The organism is Bacillus sp. LQ16, from assembly GCF_057784645.1.
Map to the genome: position 1 here is coordinate 5330280 of NZ_CM173491.1, position 19304 is coordinate 5349583.

Annotated in this window: 15 protein-coding genes; 5 read left to right on the forward strand and 10 right to left on the reverse strand. The window is 34.2% G+C overall.

The window, feature by feature from the left end; all coding sequences use genetic code 11:
- Positions 1–114: 114 nt before the first annotated feature.
- Both AC3EMB_RS27010 and lytS read right to left on the reverse strand, forming a co-directional pair.
- Positions 115–855 carry a LytR/AlgR family response regulator transcription factor gene (locus AC3EMB_RS27010; RefSeq protein WP_000921848.1) on the reverse strand — a complete coding sequence of 247 codons (741 nt, stop codon included), beginning with the start codon at positions 853–855 and terminating at the stop codon, positions 115–117.
- On the reverse strand, positions 833–2602 hold the full coding sequence (gene lytS, locus AC3EMB_RS27015) for a two-component system sensor histidine kinase LytS (protein ID WP_000933592.1): 1770 nt from the start codon (positions 2600–2602) through the stop codon (positions 833–835). Before lytS ends, AC3EMB_RS27010 begins: the two co-directional genes overlap by 23 nt.
- A 325-nt stretch (positions 2603–2927) precedes the next feature.
- Between lytS and AC3EMB_RS27020 the strand changes: the two genes are divergently transcribed.
- Complete coding sequence (locus AC3EMB_RS27020; RefSeq protein WP_071731548.1) at positions 2928–4226, forward strand: MFS transporter; 1299 nt, start codon at positions 2928–2930, stop codon at positions 4224–4226.
- Between the two features lie 52 nt (positions 4227–4278).
- Here the strand turns inward: AC3EMB_RS27020 and AC3EMB_RS27025 are convergent, their stop codons facing one another.
- Together AC3EMB_RS27025 and AC3EMB_RS27030 are read right to left on the reverse strand one after the other, a co-directional pair.
- Entirely contained in the window at positions 4279–5847 is a 1569-nt protein-coding gene (locus AC3EMB_RS27025; RefSeq protein WP_488517391.1) for a BCCT family transporter, read from the reverse strand.
- A gap of 360 nt (positions 5848–6207) precedes the next feature.
- A complete protein-coding gene (locus tag AC3EMB_RS27030; protein WP_000047620.1) occupies positions 6208–7278 on the reverse strand; it encodes a nitric oxide synthase oxygenase in 1071 nt (356 codons plus the stop codon).
- A gap of 218 nt (positions 7279–7496) precedes the next feature.
- Here AC3EMB_RS27030 and sodA point away from each other — a divergent pair, with 218 nt between their 5' ends.
- Positions 7497–8123 carry a superoxide dismutase [Mn] gene (sodA, locus tag AC3EMB_RS27035; RefSeq protein WP_000094037.1) on the forward strand — a complete coding sequence of 209 codons (627 nt, stop codon included), beginning with the start codon at positions 7497–7499 and terminating at the stop codon, positions 8121–8123.
- A gap of 88 nt (positions 8124–8211) precedes the next feature.
- On the opposite strand, the gene AC3EMB_RS27040 is transcribed toward sodA, so the two are convergent.
- The 4 genes from AC3EMB_RS27040 to trhA form a co-directional block, all read right to left on the reverse strand.
- A complete protein-coding gene (locus AC3EMB_RS27040; RefSeq protein ID WP_141240957.1) occupies positions 8212–9105 on the reverse strand; it encodes an NAD-dependent epimerase/dehydratase family protein in 894 nt (297 codons plus the stop codon).
- A 96-nt stretch (positions 9106–9201) separates the two neighbouring features.
- Positions 9202–9792, reverse strand: a complete 591-nt coding sequence (locus AC3EMB_RS27045; protein WP_000540540.1) for an AmiS/UreI family transporter — start codon at positions 9790–9792, stop codon at positions 9202–9204.
- A 443-nt stretch (positions 9793–10235) separates the two neighbouring features.
- Entirely contained in the window at positions 10236–11252 is a 1017-nt protein-coding gene (galE, locus tag AC3EMB_RS27050) for a UDP-glucose 4-epimerase GalE (protein WP_053563268.1), read from the reverse strand.
- A gap of 184 nt (positions 11253–11436) precedes the next feature.
- Positions 11437–12084: a PAQR family membrane homeostasis protein TrhA gene (gene trhA / locus AC3EMB_RS27055; protein ID WP_095689927.1), complete on the reverse strand. Its 648-nt coding sequence runs from the start codon at positions 12082–12084 to the stop codon at positions 11437–11439.
- Between the two features lie 164 nt (positions 12085–12248).
- Here trhA and AC3EMB_RS27060 point away from each other — a divergent pair, with 164 nt between their 5' ends.
- Complete coding sequence (locus tag AC3EMB_RS27060; protein WP_088022546.1) at positions 12249–12809, forward strand: DUF1836 domain-containing protein; 561 nt, start codon at positions 12249–12251, stop codon at positions 12807–12809.
- A 148-nt stretch (positions 12810–12957) separates the two neighbouring features.
- Here the strand turns inward: AC3EMB_RS27060 and AC3EMB_RS27065 are convergent, their stop codons facing one another.
- Together AC3EMB_RS27065 and dbpA are read right to left on the reverse strand one after the other, a co-directional pair.
- On the reverse strand, positions 12958–14196 hold the full coding sequence (locus tag AC3EMB_RS27065; RefSeq protein ID WP_053563265.1) for a hypothetical protein: 1239 nt from the start codon (positions 14194–14196) through the stop codon (positions 12958–12960).
- Between the two features lie 243 nt (positions 14197–14439).
- Positions 14440–15885 carry an ATP-dependent RNA helicase DbpA gene (gene dbpA / locus AC3EMB_RS27070; protein WP_053563264.1) on the reverse strand — a complete coding sequence of 482 codons (1446 nt, stop codon included), beginning with the start codon at positions 15883–15885 and terminating at the stop codon, positions 14440–14442.
- 473 nt (positions 15886–16358) lie between these two features.
- Here dbpA and guaC point away from each other — a divergent pair, with 473 nt between their 5' ends.
- The gene (guaC, locus tag AC3EMB_RS27075) at positions 16359–17342 is read left to right on the forward strand and encodes a GMP reductase (protein ID WP_000432447.1); all 984 of its coding nucleotides are present in this window, start codon (positions 16359–16361) and stop codon (positions 17340–17342) included.
- A gap of 137 nt (positions 17343–17479) precedes the next feature.
- On the forward strand, positions 17480–19297 hold the full coding sequence (gene pepF, locus AC3EMB_RS27080) for an oligoendopeptidase F (protein ID WP_095689926.1): 1818 nt from the start codon (positions 17480–17482) through the stop codon (positions 19295–19297).
- Positions 19298–19304 lie beyond the last annotated feature (7 nt).

Consider the following 19304-nt stretch of genomic DNA (forward strand, 5'->3'; position numbering starts at 1 on the left):
TTTGGTACCTTTATTGTATAGGATATAAACACTAAAGTAAGCGTTTACATAACAGAACGTCAAATATACAGAATCAGTTACAAATATAAAAGGATGAAATACAAAAGCTGCTTCTTAAATACGAAGCAGCTTCTTGAGTTCTTTTGCATATGTACGGCTAACAGGTACTTTCGATCCTTCTTTCATGATTAAATTATAAGTAGAATTGAACCATGGCTGAATTTCAGTAATATGATTAATATTCGCAATAAAGCTACGATGGATGCGCATGAAGCTTGCTTGTGGTAACTTCTTCTCTAAAATTACAAGTGTATCATGTGTTACATACGTTTCCCTCATTGTTTTTACTGTTACTTTCCCATCTACAAGCCCTACATATATAATGTCTTCAATATTCACAAGTACGATTGATTCTTCAATTGGTAATGCTAATTTATGCATCTCTGCTGCTACATCTGTCCCCTTTATTTCGTGCTTCGTTTCTATTTGCGCTTGTTTTTGTTTTTTATACTTCTTTAATGTTTGCACAATACGTTCTTCATCAAATGGTTTTAAAATGTAGTCTAACGCATCTACTTCAAATGCTTGCAGCGCATATTGATCATAGGCAGTAGCAAATACAATTGCAGGTGGATTTTTCATCTTCTTTAATATATTCGCGATTTCAAATCCGTTATCATCGGATAATTGAATATCTAAAAACACAATATCTGGTCTACTTTGCATTAGTTCTTCTAATGCGTCTTCCACACAATCAGCCTCACCAACTATCTCAACTTCTTTCGTTCTCTCTAATAAATACTTTAGTTCATCACGTGCTAACATTTCATCGTCAACTACTAATACTTTTAACACCCGGCTCTTCCTCCCCTACTTTTTTTGGAATAATAAAGGTAATCTCCGTCCCTTTATTTAATTCACTTTCGATATGAAGCATCGTTTCTTTCCCAAATAACCCAATAAGACGTTCATTAATATTATATAAAGCTGTTCCAGTCCCTTTCTTTGATGAAACTACCATCTTTCCTAATTGTTCTAAACGTTCTTCCTCAATTCCCTGTCCATTATCTTTTACTTCAAAGTGAACCATACCCTCTTTTTCAAAAACATGCACTTCCACTTCGCATATTGGTTGCTTCTTCGGAAAAGCATGTCGCAGTGCATTTTCAACCAATAGTTGAAGAACAAATGGTGGTACTAAAGTTGTCTTTAGCTCATCCTCAATATACATCTTTACCTCATACTTATTTGGGAACCTTGCTTGTTCTAATGATAAGTATGCCTGTACGTGGTTTAATTCTTGCTCTAGTGGAATCAATAACTGACGTGCCCCTTGCAAATTACAACGAAAATACACGCTCAGCTGTAATAATAACTTCCTTGCTTTTTCTACATCTGTTCGGCATAAAGCTGATACTGTATTAATCGCATTAAATAAAAAGTGCGGGTTAATTTGTGCTTGTAATGCTTTTATCTCCGCATCTTGAAGTAATTTACTTTGCAACTCAGCTTCTCCTAACTCTAACTGCGTGGAGAATATCTTTGCTAACCCCTCTGCTAATTCTTCTTCAACGCGACTTAACTGGTTAGAATTTTTGAAATACAGTTTTAATGTACCTATCGTATTTCCATGTGAAGTTAGTGGAATAACAATAGCGGCTTGTAAGGGACAGCTTTCATGTTGGCAATTAATAACCTCACGTGATTTCGCCTTCATTATTTGCCCTGTATGTAAAACCTCTTTTGATAAACCAGTTATTAAACTATGTGAAGGAATATGGTGATCTGATGCTAATCCAACGTGCGCTAATATTTTCTCTGTATCTGTTAAAGATACCGCATCCGTTCCTGTAAAGCGGTGAATAATTTGTGCCACATGCTTACACGATTCTTCTGTTAAACCTTGACGAAAATACGGTAACGTTTTATCAGCAATACGCAATACTTTATGAGTCTGAAGTGCTTTTGCATTCTCCTCCTGACGCAAAATAGCTTGTATCATAGAAAGTAAAATAAAACTTCCAAAACTATTTACAAGAATCATCGGTATCGCTATTGTTTTCACAACGCTAATTCCATCCTCTATAATTAATAAAATCATAACCATTTCTAAAGATACGATAAAAACACTTAAAACTGCTGAAAACTTAGGAGTAATTGTACGATTATATTTTTTGAAAATATATCCGATATAACCCGTTATAATCCCCGCTAAAATAGAAGAGATTGCGCAGCTTAGCGCTGTCGTACCACCAAGCATATAACGATGAATACCAGCAATAAACCCTACTCCAACCCCTACGATAGGGCCACCAAGTAAGCCACTAATACCAACACCCATAATACGCGTATTCGCAATTGTACTTGACGAAGAAACACCTTGTAACCAATTTTCATTCATAATCGTATTTCCTGCTATTTCAATCCCAGTGTAATTGCTTACAATTGTAAATACCGAAAAAATACAAATAAGCTTAAGCTTATCTACATAGCCATCCTGTTTATGAAGGAGACGTCTGAAAGTTTTAATATGAGAGAGTAAAAATCCTAAAATAACTATAAGTCCGACTCGTTCAATCATCATGAGTACTAAATTTAGCATCTTTGATTCATTCCTTTTTATTTAGTTAGTTTTATTATGGGAAAATAATGAAGTCGGCGTCAAGAAGAACGAAATGTTTTTTGAAATATTTTACACATAATAACTTCCTCTTTATTTGACAATACAATAGAAGAGTGCTAAAAATAAAGTAATATAATACAGTCCTTTAACCCAACCCCGTGAGGTTGAGAAGGAAGTCGGAATACAATATACGTATGTTCTTTTCTTAGGGATACGTATGCTTTTTTGGCCTTCTCATCATATCAGGTGAGAAGGCCTTTTGTTATTCTTCCATAGCGACTGTAGAAAATAAGGAGGAGTAATAATGAACGTCACTACTGATGTACAACAAATAACAGAGGAGACGAAAGCGAAAAGATATAAAACATTATTTGGTTCTGCGCTAGGATATGCAGCAGAAGGTTTAGATATGTTGCTATTATCTTTCGTACTTGTCTATATTTTAAAAGAGTTTCACTTAAGTCCTGTTGAAGGTGGAAACTTAACATTAGCTACCACAATAGGGATGTTAATTGGTTCTTATTTATTTGGATTTATTGCTGATTTATTTGGACGTATTCGTACAATGGCCTTCACAATCTTACTGTTTTCACTAGCAACCGCACTCATTTATTTCGCAACAGACTACTGGCAATTATTAATTCTTCGCTTTTTAGTTGGAATGGGAGTTGGTGGTGAATTCGGAATCGGAATGGCCATTGTAACAGAAACATGGTCTAAAGAAATGCGCGCTAAAGCGACATCTGTTGTTGCACTTGGATGGCAATTTGGTGTACTGGTTGCTTCACTCCTTCCAGCATTTATTGTCCCGCATTTTGGATGGAGAGCCGTTTTCTTATTTGGATTAATTCCAGCTTTACTAGCCGTCTATGTCCGTAAAAGTTTAAGTGAACCGAAAATATGGGAGCAAAAACAACGCTACAAAAAAGAACTATTGCAAAAAGAAGCTGCAGGTAAATTAACACCTACTGAAGCAGAACAACTAAAACATATAAAAAAATTCCCACTTCGAAAGTTATTTGCCAATAAAAAAGTAACAATCACAACAATCGGTCTTATTATTATGTCATTTATCCAGAACTTCGGATATTACGGAATCTTCACATGGATGCCAACTATTTTAGCAAATAAATATAACTATACATTAGCAAAAGCAAGTGGCTGGATGTTCATTTCTACCATCGGTATGCTAATTGGAATTGCAACCTTTGGTATTCTAGCTGATAAAATTGGTCGTCGTAAAACTTTTGCAATTTATTATATTGGCGGTACAGTATACTGCCTCATTTACTTCTTCTTATTCACAGATTCAACATTATTATTATGGGGAAGTGCATTGCTTGGATTCTTTGCAAATGGAATGATGGGAGGATTTGGGGCAATTTTAGCTGAAAACTATCCTGCTGAAGCTCGCTCTACCGCAGAAAACTTTATTTTCGGTACAGGGCGTGGATTAGCTGGATTTGGGCCTGTTATTATCGGCTTACTCGCTACAGGTGGCAACCTACTTGGAGCATTGTCCCTGATTTTTATCATCTACCCAATCGGGTTAATTACAATGCTACTATGTGTACCAGAAACAAAGGGAAAAGTATTAGATTAAACGTAAAAGGGGAAGCATCTCATTTAAGATGCTTCCCCTTTTACGTTTTTATTTATTTTGATTTACTAGCCTTCTGAAATAAGAATGCAGTTTTATCTTCTTCTTTTACAATACCTTGTTTTAATGCTAATTCTCCCGCAACTTTAGGCGCTAACCATAGCATCGGGAATAACAAAATTGATACCGGAACTGCCGTCACTACGATAAACGATTGTAGCGCATTAATACTTCCTTCACCCATATATAAAAGAATTGCTGCAACTGCTCCCATAATAAGCGACCAAAAAATTCGCAAACTAATTCTAGGATCTCCGTCTCCAGTCACTGCCATTGAAATGGAATACGCCATTGAATCTCCTGTTGTCACTACAAATAAAATTGTTAATAAAAGAAATGCTGGTCCAATAATATTAGAAAGTGGCAATTGTCCTGTAATTGCAATCATAGCTGCCGGCATACCAGATTCACTTAATGCGTCCGAGATAGAACCAGGATTCATTAACTCATAAAACACACCTGATCCACCTAATATAGTAAACCAAAACGTTGTAATAATAGGTGCGATAATTCCAATTGCAACGATGATTTCTCGAATCGTTCTCCCTCTTGAAATTCGACTCACTAAAATTGCCATCATTGGTCCGTATCCAATAAACCATCCCCAGAAAAAGATTGTCCAAGATCCTAACCAACTTGTATCACCACGGTATGTGCTCATCGGTATAAACTCACTTACATAAAATCCAAACGAAGAAACAAACGAATCAATAATAAATCCACCTGGCCCAAATAGTAATATGAATGCCATTAACAAAATTGCTAATCTAACATTTAAATTACTTATAATTTGAATCCCTTTATCAATACCTGTTACTGCCGATATGGTAGACACGGCCACTACACAAACAATAATTGCTAATTGAGTAGTAAATACATCAGAAATTCCAAATAATTCTTGTAACCCATAACTTGCTTGTAAACCTAAAAATCCAATTGGGCCAATTGTACCTGCAGCTACTGCAATAATTGCAGCTGCATCAATTATCGTTCCAAGCAGGCTCTTTCTTAATTTTTCCCCAAAAATAGGATATAAAAGCGTTCGAGGTTTTAGCGGCATACCTTTATGATAATGTCCATACATCATAACTACCGCACTAATTGTACCTAAAATCGTCCATGCTAAAAATCCCCAATGCATATAACTTTGTGCTAAAGCAGGCATAACTGCTTCTTTCGTTCCAGCAGATATACCATCATGTATTGGTGGCACCGTCATCAAATGGTACATTGGCTCTGCTGCTGCCCAAAAAACGCCACCTCCGGCAAGTAATGTAGACATAATAATAGCAAGCCATTTTGCCGTACTAATCTCAGGTTTTTCTAATCCCCCAAGTTTAACTCTCCCATATTTGGAGAACGCCATACACATCGCAATAATAAATGTACCTAATAATAAAACTTGCCAGAAGGCACCAAAATATTTAATTGAAAAAGCGAAACTGTTATTAATCGCACTCTCTACATAATCCTTGTTCAAAAAAACTGCAATTACAAATAATAAAAGTGAACCACCGCTAATAATAAACACAGGCCAATCAGTTTTTCGACTCTTCATCCTCATTTACACTTCCTCCTTCCTCAGCAATCTAAAAAAACAACTTTATTATGTTTTATTGTTTAAACCCAAAACACAATAATTATATATGCATAACATTTTATCGACTTCCCACATACTTATGTTGTCCCTAAAAATATGCCAAATCCCTTATTAAAAAGAAAAAATCTCTTTCTCTTACATAAAAAAGCAAAACAAAAGACCTTATATTTCTATAAGGTCTTCGAAACAGAAATTTGATTATAACATAAGGAACTCCTTGGTTCAAAAATCCTCTTCCAAAAATAACCGAGAGTAAAGGCTTCCATTTGCTACATAACAGTAATTAAAAAAAATATATTTTGCAGAAAAAAACTGCACTAAATATTATTTATGAAAGAAATTTGGCTTCAAAATTTCATTCGGATACGGTTTATGATAAATATGAGTGGTAGCTGGAGATAATGGTGGAATAAGCCACACCCAATTACCTGTTACAACACGACCACAAGCAGCTTCTTGCTTCTCAAATTGCTGAAATTGTTGTGCAGCAGTATGATGATCAACAATACTAACTCCTTGTTTTTTAAAAGAGTGTAGTACGGCAATATTCAACTCAATTAGCGCCTTATCCTTCCATAACGTACCGTTTCTCGATGTATCTAAATCCATCATCTCCGCAACAGCCGGAAGTAAATTATAACGATCATGATCCGCTAAGTTGCGCGCCCCAATTTCTGTTCCCATATACCATCCATTGAACGGAGCGGCTGTATAAGAAATACCGCCAATTTCTAAGCGCATATCTGAAATCATTGGAACCCCATACCATTTTGCTCCAAGTGATGAAATAGGGTATTCTGGGTGTTCAATTGGCACTTCTTTTACTTCTTTCCTCGGAATTTCTTTATATGTAGGCGCCTTCCCGTTTATAGAAAATACAAGTGGCAATACATCGAAATTCGTACCTTCTCCTTGCCAGCCAAGCTCCTGACAAAAGTCCGTAAATGTAGCGGAATGCGAGTCACCGATCACTCCCATTTCTGTTTTATATCCTGCATATCGAATCAATTGGTGATTATAAATTCGTATATTATTTTCCTCACCTTGATATTGCTTAAAAATCGTAATGGTTGGTTTAACTTTTCCATCGTTCGTTGCATATTTAATATGATGAATTAATGCATTATATACACCCTCTTCATCATTTACTTCGCGCGCATCTAATATGTGCATCTTACTCCAAAATAGTCTTCCAATACATCTATTACTGTTACGCCATGCCATTCGTGAACCATGAACAAGTTCTTCAAATGTATGCTCATATGTCCCTGTCTTCTCTATCTCAATTTGAATTTCTTTTATACGTTCTTCTATCAATTGTTCTTTATGAAGCTCCTTATAACAAATCGTAATAAAATTACTTGCTTCCTCTATTAATTGTTTCGTTTTACTCATAAACAATCTCCTTCTATTTCAACAAAACCTTGCTACTTTACAGTATAAGCAAAAAGGATAGGAGTCACAAATGAAATTGAGAGTGTTACTTTTATTGTAATATTTTTCAGAAAATTAACAGACTTACTATTGACTTATATGGAAAATGGGTGTATTTTTGACTAAGGTAAAGTATTTTTACCTAGACCAACTTTTTTAAATAGAAAGGAGGTAATGTTATGTCTTCATTTCAATTGCCAAAGCTTTCATATGACTATGATGAACTAGAGCCACATATCGATAGCAATACACTTTCCATTCATCATGGAAAGCACCATGCGACATACGTAAACAATTTAAATGCTACTTTAGAAAATTATACTGAATTACATAATAAATCTTTAGAAGAATTGCTATGTAATTTAGATGCTTTACCGAAGGAAATCGTTACAGCTGTAAGAAATAACGGTGGTGGTCACTATTGTCATAGTCTTTTTTGGGAAGTGATGAGCCCACGAGGTGGCGGTGAGCCTAATGGAGACGTTGCAAAAGTAATTGATTATTATTTCAATACCTTTGACAACTTAAAAGATCAACTTTCCAAAGCAGCTATTAGTCGTTTTGGAAGTGGCTATGGATGGCTTGTTCTTGACGGTGAGGAACTCTCTGTTATGAGTACACCAAATCAAGATACGCCTTTGCAAGAAGGGAAAATCCCCTTACTCGTAATTGATGTATGGGAACATGCTTATTATTTAAAGTATCAAAATCGGCGCCCAGAGTTTGTTACCAATTGGTGGCATACAGTAAACTGGGACCAAGTAAACGAGAAGTATTTACAAGCAATTCAATCACAAAAACATTAGTCGTATGTATAAGGTAAATTTGGTAATGTAAAATCAGTATTGTCGAAATCCTCCAGAATCCCCCGGATTGCCACCGGGGGATTTATGATTACTTCATTGTATTTATATAATGTTTTAAAACATTTTTTATTTCTAGTTTCAGCTCTCGGAACAAAAATCCAAATTTACGAGCCTTTCCATTATGTAACGTACAGTTAGTTACCTCATTATAAGGAGCTATATTTTCTCCAGCTTCCTGGATGAGTGCTTTTATTCCCGTCTTCTCTTCTATGAAATGAATAATTTCTTCCGTAGAAACTACCCCGTTACTACAGGCGTTAATTGGTCCTTTCACATTTTCCATTCCGCACCAAGCTAGAAACTCTCCTGCCTCTTTTTCATGTATAAATGACAAAGTTCCATCTACATGATCCACAACGATAGGTTTTTGGTTCACAACACATTCAACGTAAAATTGTAACCTTTTCGTATAGTCATTTTCTCCAATAACAACTGGAAAACGCACTGCAACGACTGGGAATGTTGCATATTGAAATAAAACCGCTTCGGCTAATCGCTTTCCTTCACTATAATTAAAATCATTTCTATTTCCATATGTAATTGCATATTCGTATGGATTAAAGTCCTCTTCTAACAAACTTAATGCAGGTTCATAGACAGCCATTGAAGATGTCATAATATACTTCTTCGTTTTTCCTTTCAAAAATTCACATACCATTTTCGCTGCATTTGAACTATAGCATAAATTATCGTATACAATATCATAACTTTTTCCTTCTAGACGCTCTTCTAGTAGCTTTCTATCTTCTCTATCGACAATTATTCTTTTTACTGCGCTACCAAAAGAATCTTCAGTAACTCCCCTTGTGGCAATTGTTACATCGTGTCCAGCTTGCAAAAGGTACTCTACTAAATGTTTACCAAAAAACCTTGTTCCTCCTAACACCAACACTTTCTTCAATTTCATCATCCCCATTTTCATGATTTATGAGATACCACCTCTTTTATTATAAAACGCTAATATATATATAAGCATGAAATCAGTTTAACGATTCCATGCTTTTATGCAGATCATATATTAACGTACTCGATATTTATAAATACAATAACAGAAGTACAAAATAGAAATTACTGATACATAAACCCATAGTTCATATACGAATCCCTCTCCCCATACTCCCATAAAATAAAATAGTGAAGGTAAAGTCAATGTTACCCATGATTGTACGAAGGCAATCCTTCCAAGATATTGATTGATGTTCTTCTTTTGTGTATTTAATACAAAGAATAAATACCAAAGTAATGCCCACATAAACCACGTTAATGCATTAACAACATCATGGAATTGAACAAATGAAACAACCATATAGAATAAAGCAATAATTGCTACCCAAATACAAAACCATCCTAGACCACTACTATCCATTCCTTTTATAAAAGTAACACCTACATATAAATAAGTTAATCCAAATAAGAAAGTAGCCGCATATGAATACACTGTCCAATTGCTTTGGTCAGAAATCATGATCAAATAAAACGGAATAATAATTTGTAGTGCACCCACAAATAAATTAAAAACACCCGCACTTTTCATCTCTGCTTTCCCTAATATAACAAGACTATTTAAAAATAAAGCTGCCCCTGAAAGTAATAATCCTATATAACCCATATATATTCGTGTGAAAATCTTTACCTTTCACACTTTTAACCTCCCCACACTATAAAGTGATACTGATATTATTTTTCTTCCCATTTAAAACTACATACATAATTTTTCATCTGAATAAGTCAGACCTCTTACCTCAAAAAAAAGGAAACTTAAAACGCTTTCAATAATAAATAATCCTATCAAAATATGAAATAGGATTCCTTGATTATAAACGGACTCTAGCAATGATACAAGTGTTGGAATACTTTTCAATAATACGCTTTCAATTTCTATAAAAAATTAATAAAATAATACATTCCTCTATCTCATTCTACTATCTTCTAGCATAAGATATTGTAAAATCATATCATTTAAAACAGCAAACGTTCTTTTCTAGATTCGCTAATAAACTTAATAAAAAATGACCTCTTGCTTTTATGCAAAGGTCATTTTTTTATTCATCATTAAACTTCTAAATAGCCATTTTTATTATTTGATTGCCATTTCCAAGAATCTGCACACATCTCTTCTAATCCGCGTGTTGCCTCCCAGCCTAATTCACGCTTCGCTTTAGATGCATCAGCAAAACACACTGCCACGTCACCTGGGCGACGCTCTGTAATTTTATAAGGAACTTTCTTGCCCGAAACTTTTTCAAACGCTTTAACCATCTCTAGTACACTATAGCCCATGCCTGTGCCTAGGTTATAAGCATCTACTCCTGTTGTATTCAGTACTTTCTCAAGCGCCTTTACGTGACCATTTGCTAAGTCCACAACATGAATGTAATCACGGACTCCCGTTCCATCTTTCGTTGGATAGTCATTTCCGAATACACTTAATTCTTTTAACTTACCTACTGCTACTTGTGTTACATATGGCATTAAGTTATTTGGAATTCCATTTGGATCTTCTCCAATACGCCCACTCTCGTGTGCACCAAATGGATTGAAATAACGAAGTAACGCGATACTCCATTCTGCATCTGCAAATGCTACATCACGCATAATTTGCTCAATCATTAATTTCGTTTGACCATATGGATTTGTTGCACTTAATGGAAACTCCTCCGTAATCGGTGACGTTTCCGGGATACCATATACAGTTGCAGATGAACTAAAGATCATCTTCTTAACATTATGTTTCTGCATTACTTCACATAGCACTAACGTGCTTGTAATGTTGTTATGATAATATGTTAATGGAATCGCTACTGACTCCCCTACAGCTTTAAATCCTGCAAAGTGAATAACTGCGTCAATTGCATTTTCTTCAAAAATTGCGTCAAGCACTTCATGATTTAAAACATCTTCTTTATAAAACTTAAATTGTTTTCCTGTTATTTCTTTCACTCGATTTATAGATTCTACCGAGCTATTCGAAAGGTTATCCACTACTATAACTTCGTAACCGCTATTTAGTAATTCTACGCATGTATGACTACCAATATATCCTGCTCCACCTGTTACAAGTATTGCCATAATTATAGTCCTCCATATTTCATTCATTATAAACTTCTCAAAGTATATCACATATTTCTTATCCTATGTTTAACATGCGAACACAGAAACTTACATTTTATCCCATAATGATTTTATAACATATACGATTCTAATCAGGTAATAAAAAAACGCCACATAATTTTTATTATGTGGCGTTTTTTTATTAAATTACGTAACAATATACACTTAGAAAATGCGCAAGACTACCTAATAATACAAAAACATGAAAAATTTCATGATGCCCCATATGTTTAAACTCTAACCATTTTGGCTTTGTTCCATAAATAAATCCACCAATTGTATAAAGAATGCCTCCAAGTACTAGAAGCACGATACCTCCTGCACTTAAGTTAGCAGCTAACGGTGCAAAGAACAGAACAATTAACCAGCCCATTGTAATATAAATTACTGTTGATAACCATCTCGGGCAACTAAACCAAAACATTTTAAAAACAATACCACAAATGGCCGTTGCATAAACTAAACAAAATAATAATAAACCGTTTGCGGAATGTAATGTAATTAAACAAAATGGTGCATATGTACCTGCAATTAATATAAAAATCATAGAGTGATCAAGCTTTCGAAAGAAATAAATAACTCGTTCACTGGCTACCACACTATGATATACAGCTGATGCTGTATACAGAACCATCATTCCGATGCCAAACAAAATAACAGCTGTAATTGCCGCAAAAGATGGCATCTTAATAGAAACTTTTACAAGCATAGCTAATAATGCAATAAATGATAATACAGCTCCCCCCAAGTGGGTAAAAGCATTAACCGGTTCCCTTATATAAGCATTCATATAAACACCCCTCATATAATTACATGTAGTTTCGATAACTACATGTAATTATATACGCATTATTATTAGAGGTCAACATTTACAATTCATTTGTTTCGTAATACCATATTTAGAGATAAATTTAACTTTATGCTCCACTAAGTTATAAAAGTGAGGGGTTCTACGTGAAAAATATAAATAAATTGCTTGAAACATTACATTTAGAAAAAAATATTACGCTTGAGGATATTCCAAATGTCGACTTGTATGTAGACCAGGTTGTCCAACTATTTGAAAATACTTATGCGGATACAACAAGAAACGATGATGAAAAAGTATTAACAAAAACAATGATTAACAATTATGCAAAAGGGAAACTGTTTATTCCAATCAAAAATAAAAAATACTCAAAAGAGCATATGATTTTAATTAGCCTAATTTATCAATTAAAAGGGGCCCTTTCCATTAATGACATAAAAAGCTCCTTAGAAAATATAAATGAATCCTTATTAGGCGATGATTCCTTCGAATTAAATACGCTATATAAAGATTATCTTACCCTTACCGAAAACAACGTTGAAAACTTTACACAAGACGTAAATAACCGTGTTTCAGAAGTAAGTGAGATTTCTTCCTTAGAAAATCCGAACCTAGAGAAATTTTTATTACTAACATCATTTGTGTCGATGAGTAATATGTACAGACGCTTAGCTGAGAAGTTGATTGATGATTTAAAAGAGTCCTAATAACTATCCGAATGATTGTAGTATTTTAGAAATTATATTTTCTAAGTATCCTCTCATGTTTATTTTTCTATTGGAATTTTACTCTTTCAAACTAAAAAAGTACATTTTGCATACTGGCAAAATGTACTTCTCTCTAAAATTATAATTTTTACTGTTTCTTTATTAGTAATTCAAAGCGATCACAATACTCTTTTACTAATAATTTACACATAGCATAGAAAATAAAAACATTAATAGTAACGATAAACATTCCCATATTCGTATTAGAGCCTGCATACAGAACCATTACTAGATTTAAAAAGATTGTTAACGTTAATCCTAAAGCTATTCCTGTCCACTTCATTTCATATAGCAATAAAAAGATGACAAATACTAATGCTGGGAAAGCATATCTCTCATGCATTTGCGTAGGTAACATAAAGAATGCAAAACTTATAAAAGTCGCTGCTTTTAATAGAACTGCCGTATTCATATGGCGATGGAAAAAGACATATAAACAAGTTAATGCCGCTGCAATAGACAAGAGTATTAATCCAACTGTTTTCAATGTAATATGTGGTAAAACTTGAATAGTATCTACCGTATTAGGATCCGTACCAATCGCGTAATACCAAATATTCATAGCAAATACAGTTACCGTTGGGAAAGTACCCACCGCATTTAAATATGCTTGTGTCAACATAGTAATAAATGTTCCATGTGCTGCGAAATAAAGGCCGAATATTAATAACGGGATACAGAACCCTATTATAAATTTAATTAATTGCTTACCTTCTCTTTTTTCAAAAATGATTTTTAGGAAATACATAGCAAATACAGGCGCAATTACGATTGATTGAAATTTAGCTAGTAACGCTATAGCGTAAATAGCACCAGACCAAGTTGGCTTATACATTAGCAATAAAATAGAACTAACCATCAATATACTATGTAACATGTCTACTTGACCCCAAATAGTCCCATCCACTATAACTGCTGGACTAAATGCAAAAAATGTCACTAATGCTGCTCTCACAATCGAATTTTCTATCCTTTTAGAAGCTATAGCAAAAATAATTATAGCCACTACTTCAAATGCAATTGATGGGACTCGAATTAAAACACCAGCAGCATCCACGGATATATTAAAAAATGACAATATCACTCCATAAATACCTAAAAGAGCTAAGAAAAAAGGAGGGTAGTTTACTAAATCCCCATGTGCATACACATCACCTAATCCATATTTACCTACCGTGTTCATCCAATCCACGAAAAATAGTTGATCTCGTTCATATCCTTCTAAATGAAATGCTAAATATATTCGTAATAAAAGAGATGCAACAACTACTACCATCAAATAAAAATGAAGCCATTTAAAACTCCACCTATCTTGAGTAAAATTCATTTCATAAACACCGTCCTTATTTTTTATAGCTTACAACAATTAAAATAAAATTGATTTACTTATATAAAAATATACTCCTAAATGAATTACCAATTTTCCTATTAAACGGTAGAAAAAACCAATTAAAAATACTAACATACAAAAAAACAATCGTCAATCACGTATTGGTTAAAGTCCATTCACATTATCCACTCTATAAGTAAGCCCCAAAAAAATATCCACCTTTAAAGTGGATATTTTCATTTATTTAATTGCCTCATGAACTTTTAATTGTTTACCTTTTATCGTTGTATTTCTCATAACCTTTAAAACCAGTGGTCCTTTTCCATTTAATATTTCAACGTAAGAAACGTTATCTTGTATCGTAATAATGCCTATATCTTCTGCTGTAACACCTTTAATTTTAGCAATTGTCCCGACGAAATCTACCGCTCTAATTTTCTTTTTCTTCCCGCCATTAAAGTACAGCTTCATAATGCCTTTGTTTATGTCCGCATTTTTATCTTTCTTTATAATTGGTTTAGCATATATCTTTTCTTCAAATGCAGCTTTCTCTTTCATAACTTCTTCTTTTGAAGGTCCAATTGCCTTTGGAATTTCAAAACCAATATACTCCTCAATCTCTTCTAAAAATCTATTTTCATATGGTGTTATAAATGTAATAGCTTTTCCACTATTTCCAGCTCGTCCCGTTCTTCCAGTACGATGTACATAGCTTTCTTTTTCAAGTGGAATATCATAATTAATAACATGTGTAATATTATCAATATCAATTCCTCTCGCAGCCACGTCTGTTGCTACTAAATAACGGAATTTCCCTTTTCTAAAATCATCCATGACTTCAAAACGATCTTCTTGTACCATACCACCATGTATTTTGTCGCAAGGATAGTTAGCTCGTTTTAACTGTCTATATACATGATCTACATTTTCTTGTGTACGGCAGAAAATAATACAACTATCAGGATTCTCAATCGTTGTTACATCTTTAAGTAGTGAAAGCTTCTCGTCTTCTATCACCTCAAAAAGAGTATGTTCAATTTTATCCGTTGTAATCCCAGCTGCTTTAATTTCGATATGAGTTGGTGAATTCATATATGTACGAGACAATTTTTCAACATCTTCTGGAAGTGTTGCTGAGAATAGCATTGTCATTCTTTTTATAGGTAATTCATCAATAATTGCCTCTACTTGATCGATAAAGCCCATATTTAGCATCTCATCTGCTTCATCAATAACTAAATACTTCAAACACTCTAAAGAAAGGGTACCCTTTTCAATATGATCCAACACACGACCAGGGGTCCCAACTACAATATGTGTCTTTTGCTTTAATTCTAATTTTTGACGTGCAAATGGAGATTTCCCATAAACTGCCGCAGCCTTAATCCTTTTGAATCGACCTATATTTGTAATATCTTCTTTTACCTGTACCGCAAGCTCTCTCGTTGGTGTTAAAACTAATGCTTGTGGTTTATTCTCTTCCCACTCCACCATTTCGCAAAGCGGAATACCAAATGAAGCTGTTTTTCCACTTCCAGTCTGGGACTTCACAACAAGATCCTTCTTTTGTAATGCGACTGGAATAACCTCACCTTGTACTTCTGTTGGATGATCATATCCTAACCCAGTAAGCGCCCTTACAATTTCCTTACTTAATTTATAATCAGAAAAACTTTTTTTACTCATATATTAACCTCATTTTATTCTGTATTATTTTCTTTTTTATCTTTTGTATACGTTACTATCACCCTACTTATTATACTTGAAACCTCACATAAAAAGGTGGATCATATCAGATTCATCTTTTTATATAGAAATAAACCTTATCATTTCATATATTGTTCAACTAATTGATAACATCTTTTGCTCGTATTGTTAGCATTAACCCTTTCATAGTACCCTCACCCTACCAAAAAATAAAAAGAATACATACAACCTTGTATAATTATCTCAATTTTCAACTTTTTTAATAAACGAACAATACAATTGAAAAAACGTTTTAAATTCGTTTTTAACGTTTTTTTTCAGATATAAAATCTACTTTTTAAAAAAATGTTAAGAAATCCTTTGACTTCTTAATAAAAATAATGTAAATTATCCTATGGACGAACATTTTTGATTAATAAAAATAAAATATTCGTATTTTAGGGGTGTAAATGATGGAAAACGTATTCGACTATGAAGATATTCAATTAATTCCTGCAAAATGTATTGTAAATAGCCGCTCTGAATGTGATACAACTGTCACTTTAGGAAAACATAAATTTAAATTACCTGTCGTGCCTGCAAATATGCAAACGATTATTGATGAAAGAATCGCAACTTATTTAGCTGAAAACAATTACTTCTATATCATGCATCGTTTCCAACCAGAGAAACGAATCTCATTCATTAGAGATATGCAATCACGTGGATTAATCGCTTCTATCAGCGTTGGTGTAAAAGAGGACGAATATGAATTCGTACAACAATTAGCTGCTGAGCAACTTACACCTGAATATATCACGATTGATATCGCACACGGTCATTCTAATGCTGTGATTAACATGATTCAACATATTAAAAAACATTTACCAGAGAGCTTCGTTATCGCTGGAAACGTTGGAACTCCCGAAGCGGTAAGAGAATTAGAAAATGCTGGTGCCGATGCAACAAAAGTTGGTATTGGACCTGGTAAAGTTTGTATTACTAAAATTAAAACAGGCTTCGGAACTGGTGGTTGGCAGCTAGCTGCACTTCGTTGGTGTGCAAAAGCTGCAAGTAAGCCAATTATCGCTGATGGTGGTATTCGTACACACGGCGACGTAGCTAAATCTATTCGATTTGGGGCAACTATGGTCATGATCGGTTCTCTATTCGCTGGTCACGAAGAGTCTCCAGGGGAAACAATTGAAAGAGATGGCAAACTTTATAAAGAATACTTCGGTTCTGCTTCTGAATTCCAAAAGGGTGAGAAGAAAAACGTTGAAGGTAAGAAAATGTTCGTTGAGCATAAAGGTTCTTTAGAAGATACGTTAATCGAAATGGAACAAGATCTTCAATCTTCAATCTCTTACGCTGGTGGAACAAAACTAGATGCTATTCGTACTGTAGATTATGTTGTCGTGAAAAACTCAATTTTTAATGGTGACAAAGTATATTAATTCTTAAAATTAAAAAGAAGGAGAAGCATAGAATTGCTTCTCCTTCTTTTTCATATATAAAAATGTTAAATATTTTTATTTTACTGAATTTTCTAGTATCATATTTTTAGATGCTTTTAATAAGGAGGATATAAGACATGAAAACTATAATTGAGAATCGTCTTGTTCGTGCGGAAGTACCTAACGAACTAAAATGGGATTTGTCTGATTTGTATAAGTCCAATGATGAGTGGCATACCGCATTAAACATATTAGAAAATGATATACAGAAACTTGATGCATTTAAAGGACGTTTACATACTAACTCCACAACTTTATTAAATTGCCTACTTTTAGAAGAAGAGCTTTTAATGAAGTTAACAAAACTGTACTCATATGCAAATTTAAAAGAATCTACTGATCGTACAAATCCAGTTATTCAAGCGAACTCTTCCAAAATTTCTGCTTTATGGACGAAAGTACATACTGCACTATCCTTTATTCATAATGAAATCCTCTCATTCGACGAAGGAACAATTGAAAAATATTTAACTGAAGAAACAAAACTCGAACCTTTCCGTAAGTCGTTACTAGAAATACTCAAAAAAAGGCAGCACACACTCTCTCCTGAAACAGAAGAAGCACTTGCTGCACTTGGCGAAGTTCATAGTTCTCCATACAAAATTTACGGCATGACTAAATTGGCAGATATGGATTTCACTTCTATACAAGACGAACAAGGAAACGAACTCCCTGTTTCTTTCGCATTATTTGAAAGCAAATATGAATTTTCTCCAAGCGCATACATACGTAGAAAAGCATACTCATCATTTGTTTCCACCTTGAAACGATATAAAAATACAGTTGCGACAACATATGCTACCGAAGTAAAAAAACAAGTAACACTTTCTCGTTTACGTAAATATGAATCCGTTACCCATATGCTATTAGAACCACAAAAGGTTCCACTTGAAATGTATAACAATCAACTTGATATTATTTATAAAGAATTAGCACCTCATATGCGCCGTTTTGCAGATTTAAAAAAGAAAGCATTAGGACTCGATCAAATGCTTTTCTGCGACTTACATGCACCTTTAGATCCCGAATTTAATCCGACGATTACTTATGAAGAAGCAGCCACGCTCATTCAAGATTCTTTAAAAGTATTAGGCGATGAATATAGTTCCATAATCGAAAAAGGATTCAAAGAAAGATGGGTAGATCTTGCAGATAACGTAGGCAAATCAACAGGGGCATTTTGCTCAAGTCCATACGGCTCTCATCCCTATATTTTAATTACATGGCAAAATACGATGCGTGGATGCTTCACATTAGCACATGAATTTGGACATGCTGGTCATTTCTATTTAGCAAATAAAAACCAACGTATCATGAACGTACGCCCATCTATGTACTTTGTTGAAGCACCATCAACTATGAATGAATTACTATTAGCTCAGCATTTACTAGCGACTACTGACGATAAGAGGATGCGCAGATGGGTCATTCTACAACTACTCGGCACATATTATCACAACTTTGTTACTCATTTACTTGAGGGTGAATACCAACGTAGAGTATATGCTCTAGCAGAAGAAGGACAGCCCCTTACAGCTACAACTTTAACTGAAATTAAAACAAATGTCCTTTCGACATTCTGGGGAGATTCTGTAGAAATCGATGAAGGTGCGGGCTTAACTTGGATGCGTCAGCCTCATTATTATATGGGTCTATATTCTTACACATATTCCGCAGGCCTCACTGCATCTACTGCAGTAGCTCAAATGATTAAAGATGAAGGACAACCTGCTATTGATCGCTGGTTAGATGTGCTTCGCGCTGGTGGTACAATGAGACCACTTGAACTAATGAAACATGCCGGAGTAGATATGTCAAAACCAGATGCAATCCGTCAAGCTGTTTCTTACGTTGGTTCATTAATTGATGAATTAGAGCATTCTTATCAAGAATAAAAAATAA

What these genes read in the sequence shown, in the direction of transcription:
- AC3EMB_RS27030 (WP_000047620.1), bottom strand. Translation starts at nt 7,278, where the DNA reads ATGAGTAAAACGAAACAATTAATAGAGGAAGCAAGTAATTTTATTACG.
- trhA (WP_095689927.1), bottom strand. Translation starts at nt 12,084, where the DNA reads ATGAATGCTTATATAAGGGAACCGGTTAATGCTTTTACCCACTTGGGG.
- AC3EMB_RS27045 (WP_000540540.1), bottom strand. Translation starts at nt 9,792, where the DNA reads ATGGGTTATATAGGATTATTACTTTCAGGGGCAGCTTTATTTTTAAAT.
- AC3EMB_RS27025 (WP_488517391.1), bottom strand. Translation starts at nt 5,847, where the DNA reads ATGAGGATGAAGAGTCGAAAAACTGATTGGCCTGTGTTTATTATTAGC.
- pepF (WP_095689926.1), top strand. Translation starts at nt 17,480, where the DNA reads ATGAAAACTATAATTGAGAATCGTCTTGTTCGTGCGGAAGTACCTAAC.
- guaC (WP_000432447.1), top strand. Translation starts at nt 16,359, where the DNA reads ATGGAAAACGTATTCGACTATGAAGATATTCAATTAATTCCTGCAAAA.
- galE (WP_053563268.1), bottom strand. Translation starts at nt 11,252, where the DNA reads ATGGCAATACTTGTAACAGGTGGAGCAGGATATATTGGTAGTCATACA.
- AC3EMB_RS27040 (WP_141240957.1), bottom strand. Translation starts at nt 9,105, where the DNA reads ATGAAAATGGGGATGATGAAATTGAAGAAAGTGTTGGTGTTAGGAGGA.
- AC3EMB_RS27020 (WP_071731548.1), top strand. Translation starts at nt 2,928, where the DNA reads ATGAACGTCACTACTGATGTACAACAAATAACAGAGGAGACGAAAGCG.
- AC3EMB_RS27065 (WP_053563265.1), bottom strand. Translation starts at nt 14,196, where the DNA reads ATGAATTTTACTCAAGATAGGTGGAGTTTTAAATGGCTTCATTTTTAT.
- lytS (WP_000933592.1), bottom strand. Translation starts at nt 2,602, where the DNA reads ATGCTAAATTTAGTACTCATGATGATTGAACGAGTCGGACTTATAGTT.
- sodA (WP_000094037.1), top strand. Translation starts at nt 7,497, where the DNA reads ATGTCTTCATTTCAATTGCCAAAGCTTTCATATGACTATGATGAACTA.
- dbpA (WP_053563264.1), bottom strand. Translation starts at nt 15,885, where the DNA reads ATGAGTAAAAAAAGTTTTTCTGATTATAAATTAAGTAAGGAAATTGTA.